Source organism: Enterobacter sp. MG-EB028 (assembly GCF_056673305.1).
This window is the reverse complement of the sequence record NZ_CP195079.1, coordinates 2838025-2853807: the sequence shown is the minus strand read 5'-3', so window position 1 is coordinate 2853807 and position 15783 is coordinate 2838025. Positions and strand designations below refer to the sequence as shown.

The 15783-nt window shown below is 56.2% G+C and carries 11 protein-coding genes and 2 pseudogenes; 7 read left to right on the top strand and 6 right to left on the bottom strand.

The window, feature by feature from the left end:
• Window positions 1–59: 59 nt before the first annotated feature.
• The gene (locus ACR42C_RS13545) at window positions 60–1592 is read right to left on the bottom strand and encodes a SpoVR family protein (RefSeq protein WP_100170101.1); all 1533 of its coding nucleotides are present in this window, start codon (window positions 1590–1592) and stop codon (window positions 60–62) included.
• Window positions 1593–1913: 321 nt separating this feature from the next.
• Between ACR42C_RS13545 and ACR42C_RS13540 the strand changes: the two genes are divergently transcribed.
• From ACR42C_RS13540 to ACR42C_RS13530, 3 genes and pseudogenes are all read left to right on the top strand, one after another.
• Window positions 1914–3212: a D-amino acid dehydrogenase gene (locus tag ACR42C_RS13540; RefSeq protein ID WP_479984220.1), complete on the top strand. Its 1299-nt coding sequence runs from the start codon at window positions 1914–1916 to the stop codon at window positions 3210–3212.
• 9 nt (window positions 3213–3221) lie between these two features.
• On the top strand, window positions 3222–4292 hold the full coding sequence (gene dadX, locus ACR42C_RS13535; protein WP_479984219.1) for a catabolic alanine racemase DadX: 1071 nt from the start codon (window positions 3222–3224) through the stop codon (window positions 4290–4292).
• A 9-nt stretch (window positions 4293–4301) separates the two neighbouring features.
• Window positions 4302–4406, top strand: a pseudogene (locus tag ACR42C_RS13530) (hypothetical protein); the annotation flags it as partial.
• On the opposite strand, the pseudogene ACR42C_RS13525 reads toward ACR42C_RS13530, so the two are convergent.
• A pseudogene (locus tag ACR42C_RS13525) lies at window positions 4407–6041 on the bottom strand (potassium/proton antiporter); the annotation flags it as partial.
• Between the two features lie 121 nt (window positions 6042–6162).
• Window positions 6163–7077 (bottom strand): muramoyltetrapeptide carboxypeptidase, encoded by a 915-nt coding sequence (gene ldcA, locus ACR42C_RS13520; protein WP_163329897.1) that lies wholly within the window; start codon window positions 7075–7077, stop codon window positions 6163–6165.
• A gap of 106 nt (window positions 7078–7183) precedes the next feature.
• On the opposite strand from ldcA, the gene emtA reads away from it, so the two are divergent.
• On the top strand, window positions 7184–7795 hold the full coding sequence (gene emtA, locus ACR42C_RS13515; RefSeq protein WP_116339290.1) for a membrane-bound lytic murein transglycosylase EmtA: 612 nt from the start codon (window positions 7184–7186) through the stop codon (window positions 7793–7795).
• Window positions 7796–7831: 36 nt separating this feature from the next.
• Here emtA and ycgR read toward each other — a convergent pair whose 3' ends face one another.
• Window positions 7832–8563 carry a flagellar brake protein YcgR gene (gene ycgR / locus ACR42C_RS13510; protein ID WP_479984218.1) on the bottom strand — a complete coding sequence of 244 codons (732 nt, stop codon included), beginning with the start codon at window positions 8561–8563 and terminating at the stop codon, window positions 7832–7834.
• Window positions 8564–8770: 207 nt separating this feature from the next.
• On the opposite strand from ycgR, the gene ACR42C_RS13505 reads away from it, so the two are divergent.
• Window positions 8771–9025 (top strand): GlsB/YeaQ/YmgE family stress response membrane protein, encoded by a 255-nt coding sequence (locus ACR42C_RS13505; protein WP_008502662.1) that lies wholly within the window; start codon window positions 8771–8773, stop codon window positions 9023–9025.
• A gap of 112 nt (window positions 9026–9137) precedes the next feature.
• Window positions 9138–11240, top strand: coding sequence for a TonB-dependent siderophore receptor (locus ACR42C_RS13500; protein ID WP_320720293.1), 2103 nt, complete (start codon window positions 9138–9140; stop codon window positions 11238–11240).
• A 62-nt stretch (window positions 11241–11302) separates the two neighbouring features.
• Here the strand turns inward: ACR42C_RS13500 and ACR42C_RS13495 are convergent, their stop codons facing one another.
• Complete coding sequence (locus tag ACR42C_RS13495; protein ID WP_192984512.1) at window positions 11303–12988, bottom strand: alpha,alpha-trehalase; 1686 nt, start codon at window positions 12986–12988, stop codon at window positions 11303–11305.
• Window positions 12989–13402: 414 nt separating this feature from the next.
• Here ACR42C_RS13495 and ACR42C_RS13490 point away from each other — a divergent pair, with 414 nt between their 5' ends.
• Complete coding sequence (locus ACR42C_RS13490; protein ID WP_479984217.1) at window positions 13403–14743, top strand: carbohydrate porin; 1341 nt, start codon at window positions 13403–13405, stop codon at window positions 14741–14743.
• A gap of 14 nt (window positions 14744–14757) precedes the next feature.
• Here ACR42C_RS13490 and ACR42C_RS13485 read toward each other — a convergent pair whose 3' ends face one another.
• On the bottom strand, window positions 14758–15714 hold the full coding sequence (locus tag ACR42C_RS13485; protein WP_116339300.1) for an AraC family transcriptional regulator: 957 nt from the start codon (window positions 15712–15714) through the stop codon (window positions 14758–14760).
• Window positions 15715–15783 lie beyond the last annotated feature (69 nt).

Genomic DNA, 15783 nt, shown 5'->3' with positions numbered 1-15783 from the left:
CCCGACCTACGGGGTTTGCAGGCCCGGTAAGCGCAGCGCCACCGGGCAAAAAAGCTGCACTACAGGGTATTCAACCGCGCCGGGCAGCGATCCAGCAGCTCCACGCTGCCGTCCTCATTCTGCTGCTCCAGCTGCACGTCAAAGCCCCACAGGCGGTGCACGTGCTTCAGCACCTCTTTACGTCCTTTATCGAGCGGCGCACGGTTGTGCGGGATATAGCGCAGCGTCAGGGAACGGTCGCCGCGCAGGTCCACGTTCCACACCTGAATATTGGGTTCAAGGTTGCTCAGGTTGTACTGGGAAGAGAGGCGAGAGCGGATCTCACGGTAGCCTTCCTCGTTGTGGATCGCCGAGATCTCCAGATAGTTGTTACGGTCATCGTCCAGCACGGTGAAGAAGCGGAAATCACGCATGATCTTCGGTGACATAAACTGGCTGATAAAGCTCTCATCCTTAAAGTCGCGCATCGCAAAATGCAGCGTTTCCAGCCAGTCAGAGCCGGCGATATCCGGGAACCAGTACTTGTCCTCTTCCGTCGGCGACTGGCAGATGCGTTTAATATCCTGGAACATCGCAAAGCCCAGCGCATACGGGTTAATCCCGCTGTACCACGGGCTGTTGTAGGGCGGCTGGAACACCACGTTAGTATGGCTGTGGAGAAATTCCATCATGAAACGCTCGGTGACTTTCCCTTCGTCATACAGGTGGTTGAGAATGGTGTAGTGCCAGAATGTCGCCCAGCCTTCATTCATCACCTGGGTCTGTTTCTGCGGATAGAAATACTGGCTCACCTTGCGCACGATGCGCAATATCTCACGCTGCCATGGCTCCAGCAGTGGGGCGTTCTTCTCCATAAAATAGAGCAGGTTTTCCTGCGGCTCGGACGGATAACGACGCGCTTCGGCGATCGTTTTTTCCTCCTCACGCTTCGGCAGGGTACGCCATAGCATGTTCACCTGGCTCTGCAGATACTCCTCGCGGCTTTTCTGCCGGGCTTTCTCCTCCTGCAGAGAGATTTTCTGCGGGCGCTTATAGCGGTCCACGCCGTAGTTCATTAGCGCGTGGCAGGAGTCGAGCAGCTTCTCCACCTCGTCCACGCCGTAGCGCTCTTCGCAGTCGGTAATGTATTTACGCGCGAAGATCAGGTAATCAACGATGGAGCTGGCGTCCGTCCAGCTGCGGAACAGGTAGTTATTTTTAAAGAAGGAATTATGCCCGTAGCAGGCGTGCGCCATCACCAGCGCCTGCATGGTAATGGTGTTCTCTTCCATCAGATAGGCGATACACGGATTGGAGTTAATGACGATCTCATACGCCAGCCCCTGCTGGCCGTGCTTATACAGCCGCTCCGTTTCAATGAATTTTTTACCAAACGACCAGTGCGGATAGTTGATCGGCATCCCGACGCTGGAGTAAGCGTCCATCATCTGTTCGGAGGTAATCACCTCAATCTGATGGGGATAGGTATCCAGGCGATACAGCTTTGCCACCCGGTCGATTTCGGCGAGGTAGACATCCAGCAGCTCGAAGGTCCAGTCGGGTCCATCGCTCAGACGTGTGTTGTCCTTGTTCAGGGAATCAATAGTAGCCATTAGCGCGCCCTCGTTGTGGGTGCTCTCTCTGTCTGGAGAGCCTCCTTTCAAGCATAGATCAACGTGTTAAAAAGCGTGCTGGCGCAGAAATTTTTTCTTTGCGATTTCTCGTTTTTGATACGGCAAAAAAAGGGTGCGCATCAGCATTTTATGCTGGTTAAAAATAAAGCTCAGCAGGAGATCCCAAATTATCCCTGTCCCCTGATGCTGGGGGATGTGTGAGGTAAGTCACCATAAAAAAGTCATATGTTGAATAATATTTTCAACTAGGTTATCAATCTGTAATTAGATGATTGTTCTTTTGCTCATAATGGAGTGGCTATGCGTGTTGTCATACTGGGAAGTGGTGTCGTTGGCGTAACCAGCGCCTGGTATTTAAGTCAGGCGGGACATGAGGTTACCGTTATCGATCGTGAATCCGGCCCGGCGCTTGAAACCAGTGCGGCAAACGCCGGTCAAATCTCTCCCGGCTATGCGGCCCCGTGGGCGGCACCGGGCGTGCCGCTGAAGGCGATCAAATGGATGTTCCAGCGCCACGCGCCGCTGGCCATCAGCCTTGACGGCACGCAGTTCCAGCTGAAGTGGATGTGGCAGATGCTGCGCAACTGCGACACCCGCCACTACATGGAAAACAAAGGGCGCATGGTGCGTCTGGCGGAATACAGCCGCGACTGCCTCAAAGCCCTGCGCGCCTCGACGGGTATCGAGTACGAAGGCCGTCAGGGCGGCACGCTGCAGCTGTTCCGCACCGAACAACAGTATGAAAACGCCACCCGCGATATCGCCGTGCTGGAAGATGCCGGTGTTCCTTACCAACTGCTGGAGGCCAGCCAGCTGGGTCAGGTTGAACCCGCGCTGGCCGAAGTGGCCCACAAGCTGACCGGCGGTCTGCGTCTGCCGAACGACGAAACCGGCGACTGTCAGCTCTTTACCCAGCGTCTGGCGCAGATGTGCGAGCAGGCAGGGGTGAAATTCCGCTTTAACACCTCTGTCGACAAGCTGCTGTCCGAGGGCGAAAAAATTTACGGCGTGAAGTGTGGGGACGAGGTGATCAAGGCGGACGCCTATGTGATGGCGTTTGGTTCCTACTCTACCGCCATGCTGAAAGGCATTCTTGATATTCCGGTCTACCCCCTGAAGGGCTACTCGCTGACCATCCCGGTGAAAGAGGAGAGCGGGGCGCCCGTGTCGACCATCCTGGATGAAACCTACAAAATCGCCATTACCCGCTTTGATAACCGTATTCGCGTCGGTGGCATGGCGGAGATTGTCGGCTTTAACACCGAACTGCTGCAGCCGCGTCGTGAAACGCTGGAGATGGTGGTGGGCGATCTCTTCCCGCGCGGCGGTTTTGTTGAGCAAGCGACGTTCTGGACCGGCCTGCGTCCGATGACTCCGGACGGCACCCCGATTGTCGGGCGCACGCCGTTCAAAAATCTGTGGACCAATACCGGACACGGTACGCTCGGCTGGACGATGGCCTGCGGATCGGGCCAGCTGCTGAGCGACCTGATTTCCGGGCGCACGCCGGCAATTCCGTTTGACGATTTAAGTGCTGCGCGCTATCAATCAGGATTCACGCCAGCGCGTCCTCAGCACCTGCACGGCGCGCATAACTAAGGAGTTGTCATGTCCCGTCCTGTTCTGGCTCAGCTGGATCTGCAGGCCCTGAAGGAAAACCTGCAAATTGTTCGCCGGGCAGCACCTGGTTCGCGCGTCTGGTCGGTCGTCAAGGCGAACGCCTACGGCCACGGTATCGATCGTATCTGGAGCGCGCTCGGCGCGACCGACGGCTTTGCGTTACTCAATATCGAAGAGGCCATCCTGCTGCGCGAGCGCGGCTGGAAAGGGCCTGTTCTGCTGCTGGAGGGGTTCTTCCACGCGGACGATCTGCCGCTGCTGGATAAGTACCGATTGACCACCAGCGTGCACAGCAACTGGCAGATTAAAGCCATTCAGGATGCGAAGCTCCACGCTCCGCTGGATATTTATCTCAAGGTAAACAGCGGCATGAACCGCCTGGGCTTCCAGCCCGAGCGGGTTCATACGGTCTGGCAGCAGCTGCGCGCTCTGAAAAACGTCGGCGAAATGACGCTGATGGCGCACTTTGCCGATGCGGAAAAACCGGACGGCATTGCGGATGCCATGGTCCGCATTGAGCAGGCGGCAGAAGGGCTCGATTGCCCGCGCTCGCTGTCAAACTCGGCGGCCACGCTGTGGCATCCTGAAGCTCACTATAACTGGGTACGTCCGGGGATCGTTCTGTACGGTGCGTCTCCTTCAGGGCAGTGGCAGGATATCGCCAACAGCGGCCTGAAGCCGGTTATGACCCTGCGCAGCGAGATCATCGGCGTGCAGACGCTGAAGACGGGCGACACGGTAGGCTACGGCAGCCGCTACCGGGCGAAGGGCGAGCAGCGTATCGGCATCGTCGCGGGCGGTTATGCCGACGGCTACCCGCGCATCGCGCCGACCGGTACGCCGGTCTGGGTGGATGGCGTTCGCACGGGCACGGTAGGGACGGTCTCAATGGATATGCTGGCGGTTGACCTCACGCCATGCCCGCAGGCAGGGATCGGTTCTCCGGTCGAGCTGTGGGGCAACGAAATCAAAATTGATGACGTGGCGGCCGCGGCGGGAACGGTTGGCTATGAACTGTTGTGTGCGCTGGCACCGAGAGTGCCGGTTGTGACGGTGTAACTTGTACGTGTGCCGGGTGACGCGAAGCCGCCACCCGGTAAAAAAACGCTACTCCGCGTCCTCTTCCATCGGCCTCAAACCGACCTTCCGCACCGCGTTATCTTCTTTTTCGGCAACCGTCCAGATCATCCCGGCAAACTCAACCTGATCGCCCACGACCGGGGCAGCGCCAAGCCGCTGCTGGATGATTTCGCCCAGCGTTTGCGGGTTATCACCCTCTTCAGCTCCTTCATCCAGGCCATAAATCAGCGCCACATCTGCAAATTTTGCGCTGGCTTCCAGAATAAAGTCGCCGAAGAAGCGCTGATCCAGCGCCACGGGAGGCGACTGGCTGAACAGCTTGCCCAGCGCGGGCAGGTCGCGCTCGCGGCCAATCACGCAGAGAATATCCCCTTCGCGCAGGCGGGTGCTGCCGGTAGGGTGCAGCAGGACATTATCGCGGAACAGGGCGGCAATGCGCGTTTCGGCCGGCATATGCAGATCGCGCAGCGAGGCCCCCACGCACCATTTATCAGCGCTCAGCTGGTAGACGAACTGTTCCCACGGGTTTTCCGGGTGAATATCCAGCCCCACGCGCGAAACCGGCCAGCCCACGGGGGGCACCACCACTTTGGCTTTTTTTGCCGCCCACCCGAGCGAGGTTCCCTGGAACAGCAGGGAAATCAGTACCACGAAGAACGCCACGTTGAAAAACAGCCGCGCGTTATCCAGACCGGCCATCATCGGGAAGACCGCAAGAATAATCGGCACCGCGCCGCGCAGGCCAACCCAGCTGATAAAGACGCGCTCGCGCAGGTTAAAGCCGCGAAACGGCAGCAGACCCGCAAACACGGACAGCGGACGGGCGAAGAAGATCATCCACGCCGACAGCAGAAGCGCCGGAACGGCAATCGGCAGCAGGTCAGATGGCGTCACCAGCAGGCCCAGCACCAGGAACATGCCGATTTGCGCCAGCCAGGCCAGCCCGTCGAAGTTCTGCAAAATGGCGTGACGGTTACGAATAGGGCGGTTGCCCATCAGGAACCCGCAGAGGTAAACCGCAAGAATACCGCTGCCGTCCAGCGCGGTGGTGACGGCAAAAATCAGGATCCCACCGCTCAGCGCCAGCAGAGGGTAAAGTCCCGAGGGCAGCGAGATGCGGTTAATGGTCTGCTGTAACAGGTATCCCCCCGCCAGGCCGATGACAATCCCCAGCCCGAACTGCTGCAGGATATGTAAGGCAAACATCCAGCTCAGGCCCGTCTCGTGCTGCTGAATCATCTCTATCAGCGTGATGGTCAGGAACACCGCCATCGGATCGTTACTGCCGGATTCAATCTCAAGCGTTGAGCCAACGCGTTCGTTAAGCCCTTTACCGCCAAGCAGGGAAAAGACCGCCGCCGCATCGGTAGAGCCAACGATTGCGCCAATCAGCAAGCCTTCCATCAGATTGAGATGGAAAAGCCATGCGGCCATCATCCCGGTGAGGCCGGAGGTGATCAACACGCCGACGGTCGCCAGCGACAGCGCAGGCCCCAGGGCCACGCGGAAGGAGCTTGCCTGAGTGCGCATCCCGCCGTCGAGCAGGATCACCGCCAGTGCGAGGTTACTCACCATGTAGGCGAAGGGATAGTTATCGAAGGGGATACCGCCGATGCCGTCAACGCCGGCCAGCATGCCGATGGCAAGGAAAATAACAAGAATGGGTATGCCGAGACGCGATGAAAATGAACTTAATAAAATACTGCTGGTTACAAGTACAGAACCCAAAATGAAAAGGCTGATTATCGCTGCGGCATCCAATGTTCTCTTACTCCCACCTCAATGTTAACGCTGTTACTAAAACCCTAACATATTAACAACGGTAACAGCGTTTTATTAAGGGGGTTTTTTATGCTTTTATGACCGGATGACCGCCGATCGTTAACCGACTGCCCGAAACATCATGTGTAAGCGTGGCCTGCGCGCCCAGCGCAAGGGTAACGGTCTTCTGCTCATGGCCGAAATCCAGACCGGTGATAACCGGAATATCCAGCCGCGAGCGGATGAAGTCGACCATCGTTTCCAGGGAGTAGCCCGCGTCATAGTCATTCGGGGCCGAGCCGCTGAAGCTGCCCAGCACAATCGCGGACTGGCGATCGAGAATACCGGCATGATAAAGCTGCAATAACATGCGCTCGACGCGGAACGGATGTTCGTTGATATCTTCCAGCACCAGAATGCCGTCCTCGATTTGAGGCATCCACGGCGTGCCGATGAGCGAGACCAGCATCGCCAGGTTACCGCCCCACAGCTGGCCCTCACATTCCCAGTGCGGCCCATTCCCCTGCCACTCGACGCTGTAGGTGGGATTGCGCAGCGCGCGCCAGAAATGCTCCACGGTGAACGCGTCCAGTTCCGGCGCGCCGAAGTTACCGGCCAGCATCGGGCCGCTAAACGTAATGACGTTATGCTGCGCCAGCAGACCAAGCTGGATGGCGGTGAAATCGCTGTGGCCGCATATCAGCAGCGGATCCTGCTGCTGGCGCTGCGCCAGGCCCTGCCAGTCGATGCTCTCCAGCAGCCTGCTCGCACCGTAGCCGCCGCGCACCGCAAGGACTATTCGGTTTTCACCCTTCAGGTTCACCAGACTATTGATATCATTCAGCCTCTGCGCTTCTGTTCCGGCAAAACGCTGCTGGCGGCGCGGGATAATTGTCTGATTTTCTACCTGGTGGCCGGATTCCAGTAAGCGCTGAACGCCCCGCTGCGCCGCGTCCTGGTTAATGCAGTAGCCCGACGGCGCGATGAGATGAAACTGAGACATGGCAATTCCTTGCTGAATGAGAAACTAATTGTCTATATCATGCCGCGTATACGCTGCCTGCTTCAAGGGCGGCGCACCGCGATGACCGGCTATAAGGATAGATGACGTGAAATTGAGATGGTTTGCTTTTTTGATTGTTTTGCTGGCTGGCTGTAGTTCAAAACGTGATTATCAAAACCCGCCCTGGAACCCGGAAGTGCCGGTGAAACGGGCCATGCAGTGGATGCCGATCAGTGAACAAGCCGGAAAGGCCTGGGGCGTCAGCCCGCGTCTGATCACCGCCATTATTGCGGTGGAGTCCGGCGGCAATCCCACGCTTGTCAGCAAATCCAACGCGGTGGGTCTGATGCAGCTGAAAGCCTCAACGGCGGGGAGAGAGGTTTACCGCTATATGGGCTGGAGCGGCCAGCCGTCGACCAGCGAGCTGAAGAACCCGGAACGTAACATCTCCATGGGGACCGCTTACCTGAGCATTCTGGAACATGGCGTGCTGAAGGGCATCGAGGATCCGGAAGTGATGCAATACGCGCTGGTGGTCTCGTACGTGAACGGCGCAGGGGCGCTGCTCAGAACCTTCTCCTCTGACCGTAAAGAGGCGATCGAGGAGATCAACGACATGGACAAAGATGAATTCGTCGAGCATGTGGCGAAAAATCATCCGGCACCGCAGGCGCCTCGCTATATCTGGAAAGTACAGAAAGCGATGGATGCCATGTAATGCCGCAAACGGGCGGCGCTCGCTGCCCGACTTCTCTCAAAGTACCTTATTCGCACGTTCCCGTACTTCCCGCTCCAGCGAATAGATAATGCGCTGCAGCTCGCGCTCGGCGCCCGGACCGACGTTCAGAAAACGGAAGCTCAGCCGCGGCGAGGTAATCGTTTCATTTTTGCTGTCCACCACCGTGCGCTCGCTGATGGCAATCAGCTGTGCATCGAAATAAAAACGGCCCCAGCCCGCCATATCCAGTTCAATTTGCGTAAACCGCATGCCTTCTACCAGGCCCTCCGGTTTAGGGGTATCCATCAGCGCGCCCATTCCGCCCAGCGACAGGTCAAAGAGACGGAAGCGGATCTCTTTTTTGTCCGGCATTTTAGCCTTACAAAAATAGGCAGGATGAAGCGGGGCGCTGATGCGGAAATATTCACGACGCTGGACAAACCAGAGGTTGCCAGGAAGGGGGGTAACAAAAGCCGGGAGCCCCTGGTATTCACTCATTTCAAGTCGCAGGAGGACAAACTCCACTTTGGCCCCATGGGTTTCGGCCATGACGACGATATTCTCTGCTTTCAGCGCCGCGCGGTTTTCATACTCCTGGCTGCCCAGGTCAATAACCAGCCGCTCCTGCGAGACGTCAAGGATCTTGCTGATAAACTGATTATTCGACCAGCTGATGCGCAGCGGCACTTCGCCTTTTTGCAGGTCGCGTAATACCCCTAACACAGCCAGCGGATTTTGCTTGAGGAACTGCTCACTGTAATGACTCACGCCGGGTGGCTCCTTGATTGATGACGGACTGTCTTAGCGTTATCGGCAATCCACCCTCAAACTTAATACAAACCGGTGAGTTTTTTTGCCTGTTTAAGCAAAGATAAGTCGGTGAGCTGAAAATGGTTTTTCGGCGATGACCTATACTTAAGCTAGCTGTGCAGAAGGTTTTCTGCACATGCGTTTAATCTGCAAGAGGGCATTGCTATGGGTATCATCGCCTGGATTATCTTTGGCCTTATTGCTGGCGCTATCGCTAAACTGATCATGCCGGGAAACGATGGCGGCGGCTTTATTTTGACCTGCGTACTCGGGGTCGTTGGTGCGGTTGTAGGCGGCTGGCTGGCGACGATGTTTGGTTTTGGAGGCAACATAAGTGGTTTCGACCTGCACAGTTTTCTGGTCGCTGTCGTGGGTGCCATTGTGGTGCTGGGCATATTCAGGTTACTGCGACGAGCATAAACTGACGTAAATGGCTCTCTGCGGAGGGCCGTTTTTTTGCCTGAGTATTGATTTGTTAATCTAAATGATAATAATTGTCGTTCCGTATTGCATCTAACAACAAGACGACATTATGAACTCCTCACGTTTTACGTTATGCGCCCTGGCGGGTGCCGTCACGCTGGCACTGCAGGTCCAGGCTTTCGCCGAAGAATCCACCATTGTCGTCACGGGCTCAGAGCAGGGCAGCGCACTGCCGGCCTGGACGAACAGCGCCACAAAGTCGGCCGTTGCCGAAAGTAAAACGCCGCAGGTCATCAACACGCTCTCGGCGCCTGAAATTGAAAAGCGTCACGCGAACTCCGTGAATGAAATTCTGCGCTATGCTCCGGGCGTCTCGACCGAGGTGCGGGGTAACACCTCCTATATGAGCGAATACAAAATTCGTGGCTTTACCGTTGACCAGGAGTTCTACAACGGGCTGCAGTTGCCCTATAACGTCACCGGCAACACCAAGGCGCGCATCGATCCGCTGTTAATAGACAGCGTCGATATCCTGAAAGGGCCTTCATCGGTGCTTTACGGCGGCGCTTCGCCGGGCGGGCTGGTAAATATTCAAAGTAAAAAGCCGCAGCGGGAAGCCCGAACCGAGGTCGGTTTTAATACCGGGAACCGTAATCTGAAAGAAGGCTACCTCGATTCGACCGGACAAATAGCCGACAGCGACTGGAATTACCGTCTGCTGGGTAAGGCGACGGAGAATGACGATCAGCCGCACACCAGCCGCTATGAAAATTACCTGGTCGCCCCGTCCGTCACCTGGCAACCCGACAGCAAAACCCGCCTCACGCTGGATGCGCTGGCGCAAAATTCCCCGAGCCTGACGCCGTCGAACCCGCTGCCGTTCGCTTATTTGCGCTCGAAATATGCCGATCGCCGGGATTACGCCGGCGATGAGTGGAGCGGGTTTAAGCAGCGCCAGTGGATGCTGGGCTACAGCTTCGAACACGAGTTCGACAGCGGCTGGGGCTTTAGCCAGAAAGCGCGCTATTTCGACGTCGATACCCACCAGAACAGCGTCTACGCGACGGGAACGGGGAGTGAGGTCTATCAGCTTAACCGCTTTGCCTATACCACCGATGAAGATCTTAAGAGCTTCAACATTGATAACCAGGTGACCAAAACCGTTGCGCTGGGCGACTGGAAACACCATCTGCTGGCCGGGTTTGACTATCAAAGGCTGAATTCCCATTTCCACTACCGTTACGCGTCCGCCACGCCGGGCATGGATATGCGTAATCCTGACTATTCGCAAATCCATGAAAGCGCGCTGGGACTCTACACCGCCCAGAAAAACCGCCTCAGCTATCAGCAGAACGGGTACTACCTGCAGGATCAGGTGGAATTTGGCGGCTTAAATCTGCTGGGCAGCCTGCGCTACGACGATTACCGCTCCGTCACCACCGATTACCTGCAAAACGGCGATAAGGCCTGGGTATCGCAGGATCGCGTCACCAAACGCCTGGGTGCGCTTTACGCATTCGATAACGGTATTTCGCCGTTTATCAGCTATTCAGAAGGTTTTGCACCGGTGTCGCCGCAGGGAACGCTCGTGGCGAAAGACGTCAAGCCAACCACCAGCAAGCAGGTGGAAGGCGGGGTAAAATATCTGCTGGCCGAGTACGCCACGACGTTTACCGCCTCGGTGTTTAACATCCGGCAGAAAAACGTTGTCACCTCCGATCCGGGCTTCCTGAACTACCGTCAGACCGGTGAAGTGGAATCCAAAGGCGCGGAGCTCTCCGCCATCAGCCGTCCGACGGATAACCTGACGCTGATTGCCAACTATGCGTACACCCACGCGATCAACCGGGAGGATGACAAGTACAAAGGTAAACGTCCAACGCAGGTCCCGGAGAATGCCTTCAACCTCTGGGGTGATTACACCTTTGAGAACACGCCGCTGAAAGGACTGATGCTGGGAGCGGGCGCACGCTACACCGGGCCGATGGAAATCTCTCCGGCAAACGATGCGGGTAAACTCGGGGGCACTACGCAGTACGATCTGGCGGCCTCGTACCGGATGGGCGAAATTCTGCCTTCGCTGGCAGGGCTAACGCTTAAAGCCAGCGCGCAGAACATCACCAATAAAGAGACGTTGACCTGCTATGACGCGACCAACTGCTGGATTGGGCGTGACAGGACGTATCAGCTAGGGGCGAGTTACAGTTTCTAAGTAACTCCCTGTGAGTTCAAAATGTAGGCCGGGTAAGGCGAAGCCTCCACCCGGCAATACCCTTACTGCGCCGCAGCTTTCACCGGCGCAGCCTCATCGTTCGCCGCAGGCTGATTTTCCGGCACGCTGTCGCACGGTTTCTCTTTAGGACAAACCAGATCCAGCATTTTCAGCGTCACGCCGTTGCTCCAGCCGAACCCATCCTGCAGCGGGTACTCTCCGCCGCCACCGCCGGTACCGGTAGAAGAGACATCATACTTTTCCACCAGCTTCTTCTCGCGGTCGTAAGTATGCTGAACGTTCTTCAGGAAGCGCCAGGTTACGTCCATCGCCACCTTGTTCTGCCCATAGTTCTGCAACCCTTCCGTTGCCACCCACTGCAGCGGCGCCCAGCCGTTTGGCGCATCCCACTGCTGGCCGCTGTTGATGGTAGTGGTGGTAATACCGCCCGGTTTCAACAGGCGCGCGGAGGTGGCCGCGGCGACTTTATCGGCACGATCCTGCGCCGCCGCCTTCACGTAAAGTGGGAAGAGGGCAGCTGCCGTGAGCTGGTTGCGCACCTTCTTGCTCTTGAGATCGTAATCGGCGTACCAGCCCTCTTTATCATTCCACAGATGGCGCTCAATGGCTTTCTGACGTGCGGTTGCCAGTGCTTCATATTTACTCGCCGCCGCGCTGTCCCCTGCCTCCTGGCTCGCTCGCGCAAGCAATTTTTCCATTTTAAACATCAGGGCGTTGAGATCGACGGGCACAATGCTGGTGGTGCGGATGGTGCCGAGCTTTTGCGGATCGTCCATCCAGCGGGAGCTAAAGTCCCAGCCAGAGGCGGCTGCGGAGCGCAAATCGCGGTAGATCTCCGTGGCGGGGCGGTTAGGATTACTCTTCGCCGTGGTGATATCGTCAAGCCAGGACTCCGGGCGCGGGGTATCGCGATCGTCCCAGTAGCGGTTGAGGACCGAACCGTCATCCAGCTTCACCACGCGCTGGTTAGCTTGCCCAGGCTGAAGGCTCTCTACGCCCTCCATCCAGTAGGCGTACTCTTTCTCCATCTGCGGACGGTATTTCTTCAGTGCATCGTCGTCGTGGGTCGCCAGCAGTTCAACCATCAATGAGAAGAACGGCGGCTGGGAGCGGCTCAGGTAGTAGCTGCGGTTGCCGTTGGGGATATGGCCAAAGGTATCAATTTCCCAGGCGAAGTTATCCACCATATCGCTGATTTTGTCCCAGTGGCCGCTCTCCGCCAGGCCCAGCATGGTGAAATAGCTGTCCCAGTAGTAGACCTCGCGAAAGCGCCCGCCGGGCACCACGTAAGGCTTCGGTAACGGCAGCAGGGAATCCCATTTGTTGCTGGCTTTATCCGTGGTGCGCGTCAGTACAGGCCAGAGGTCGTCAATGTGTTCACGTAAACTTTGTCCCGCAGGCGGCACATATTTTTCACCTTCCTCAGGCAGCGTGAAGTTCATCTCCACAAAGTGGCGCAGGTCAAAACTTGTCTGGGTGTGCTGCATCCGATAATCCGCCAGAATCATCAGCGGGTCGCTTTTGGGAACGGCATCAGCGAAGGTTTTCTGATCGGGAAACAGTTTGGCACTCTGCACGTCATTAAACAGAGGGCCAAGCAAAATATCGGGTGAATTTTTCTGATAGGCTGGCTTTTCGTCGGCATAGCCCATCGTTGCCACACCGAGTAGCGCGCCTCCTAGCGCGAGGTGCAAAAGGGCAGGGCGTAAAGTACGAGGTCTTATCATCGGTTCGTCTCCTGTATTCCTGAGCAGCGTGACCGCTGTTATCAATCACCTGAAAACCTTAGACGAATATCGCCCGCTTCGCGTGTTGAATATCCCATTTTGCGCAGAACCAGACAATTTACCGCTTCGCACGCCCTGTCCGGAAGGATTTGTTGTGTAAATGGTGTTAGAACAATTATGCCTTTAAATAATTATATACATTACGCATTAAAATATTGATGTGATTAATGGAATAAGAGTGTGAAGTAAATAGTATTTCTTTTGTTCATCGTGAGATGTTTTCTCTGCGCCGATCACACAAGTTAAAATTCATAATTCACTTATCAAAAAACATAATAGCACCCCAATGAGTATTTGGTCGAAATGGCGATGCTCAATATTTGCGTATTCACTTTTATAATCAGGATGGATTCTATGAAATTAAAAAAAACGGTAATACTGATAAGTGCATTCTATTCCGGCGCGCTTTTCGCGGCACAACCCTCGACGAACGTGGAAGAAAAGCTGGCGCAACTGGAAGCGCAAATTCAGGAGCTTAAACAGCAGCAGGCGGCCGCCGCGCAGGCAGCATCCGCCGTTGTTGTGCGGTCGGAAGAGCCGGTGAGCAAAGCCGAACCTCCAAAGCTGACGCTTTCAGGGTATGGTGATATTAAATTTTATGGCGACGTCGAGTTTAATATGGATGCCGCGAGTAAGACCGGCAGTCTGACTTCTGTTAGGCAAAGCGCTAATAGCGACTGGGCACCAGGAGATAAAGAACGCTGGGATATTAACGGACGTATTTTATTAGGCTTTGATGGTTATCGTAAAATGGATAACGGCAATTTTGCCGGATTTTCCGTACAGCCCCTCGGCGATCTCGTCGGAAAAATGTACCTCGATGATGCGGTATTCTTCTTTGGTTCTGAGAACGACTGGGAAATTAAAGTCGGACGCTTCGAAGCGTACGATATGTTCCCGCTCAATCAGGATACCTTTGTGGAATACTCAGGAAATACCGCAGACGATCTCTACAGCGATGGCTACGGTTATATCTATATGCTGAAAGAGGGCCGCGGGCGAACCGACAGCGGGGGCAACTTCCTGATGAGCAAGACGCTGGATAACTGGTATTTTGAGCTTAATACCCTGTTTAAAGACGGCAGCGATTTGTACGTCGACCAGCGTTATCACGGCGCAGAACTTGAGAACGATAAAAATGTGGCCTACGTGCGCCCGGTCATCTCGTGGCAGGACGGGCCGTTTTCCACCGCGGTCGCCATGGAGACCAACCTGGTGAACAACGCATACGGCTATCGCGACGACGCAGGGCGCTGGGTCGATCAATCCGACCGTACCGGCTACGGGTTTACTATGACCTGGGACGGGCTCAAAACCGATCCGCAGGACGGGGTGGTTATAAACCTCAACACGGCTTACCTGGACGCGACGGGCGAAACCGACTTTACCTCAGGCATCAATGCCCTCTGGCATAATTTTGAGCTGGGTTATATCTACGCCCATAACGAAATCGACGAATTCAATACCTCGACATTTGACGCAGAGTGTGAGAACGACTGCTGGATCTCTGACCCGGGCGAGTATGACATTCATACCATCCATACGTCGTACCTGATCCCGAACGTCATGAAGATGAAAAACTTCAACGTCTATCTGGGCGCGTATGCGTCCTGGGTCAACGCTTCTCCGAAAGAGGGTGATAATAAAAACGACGACCGCTACGGTGGCCGCGTGCGCTTTAAATACTATTTCTGATGCCAGCCTGCCGGTCAGATCTCTTCCGGGGTCTGGCTGGCTTCCCGCAGCGTGCCCGGCGCATGGCCAATGATGCGCTTAAAGGCCCGGCTAAACGCTGCCAGCGATCCGTAACCCAGCCTGAGTGCAACCGTTTCAATCGGCTGGTTTTCGTGACGAATGTACTGAATCGCCAGCCGCATTCTCAGTTCGCTGAGATACTTTGCCGGGGTGGTTCCCGTCGCGGCCAGAAACCGTTCGGCAAACACGGAGCGGGAGGTGCCCGCTTCTTTTGCCAGTTCCGCCACGCTCCAGTTCAGGCCAGGCTGCTGGTGCATGGCATAAATGGCCCTGCTCAGCCGCGGGTCGCGTAAGACCTGCACCCAGCCGGTGGCTTTCCCGCAGCCAGCCTCAACCCAGCCGCGGACGATCAGCGCCGCCACCACGTCAGCCAGCCGGGCGAGGATCCCGGCAAACCCGACCTGTCGCGTCATTGACTCGCGCTCCATGGCCGCCAGCAGCGGATGGATTTCCGGCCAGGTGGACATCAGTCGGCTGACCATCATCACTTCCGGCATCGCTTTAATCAGCGGCTGCATCCCGCCGAGCTCAAAATCCATACACCCGCTAAAGATGATGGTGTTCTCGTTCTCCGGACAGGGCTCGCAGGTAATCGCACAGACCGAGCCGCAGATAGGCTCGCTGGGAAAGGCATTCACCGGGGTAATGGCTGCCTGCGCGTCAGAGAGCAGGGCATGAGAATTACCGCCAGGAATAAACAGCGCGTCGCCGCTGCTCAGTTCAAACGTTGCGCCGCTGTCCATTCGGAGCAGGGCGCTTCCGTGGCTCACAAAATGGAACTGCGCCTTACCGGGTGCCTGGTGGAACGCCACGCCAAACGGCGCGCTGGCTTCAATCCGCCGGTATTTCACGCCCGACAGGCGCATGCCGCGTAAAAGTTCGCTGATCAAATCGGGGGACTGTACGGTCATGGCGCAACTCCGGACGAATAATCAATAAGTGGAGATTATATGTCATAGATCGTCCACGGTGAACCCTCT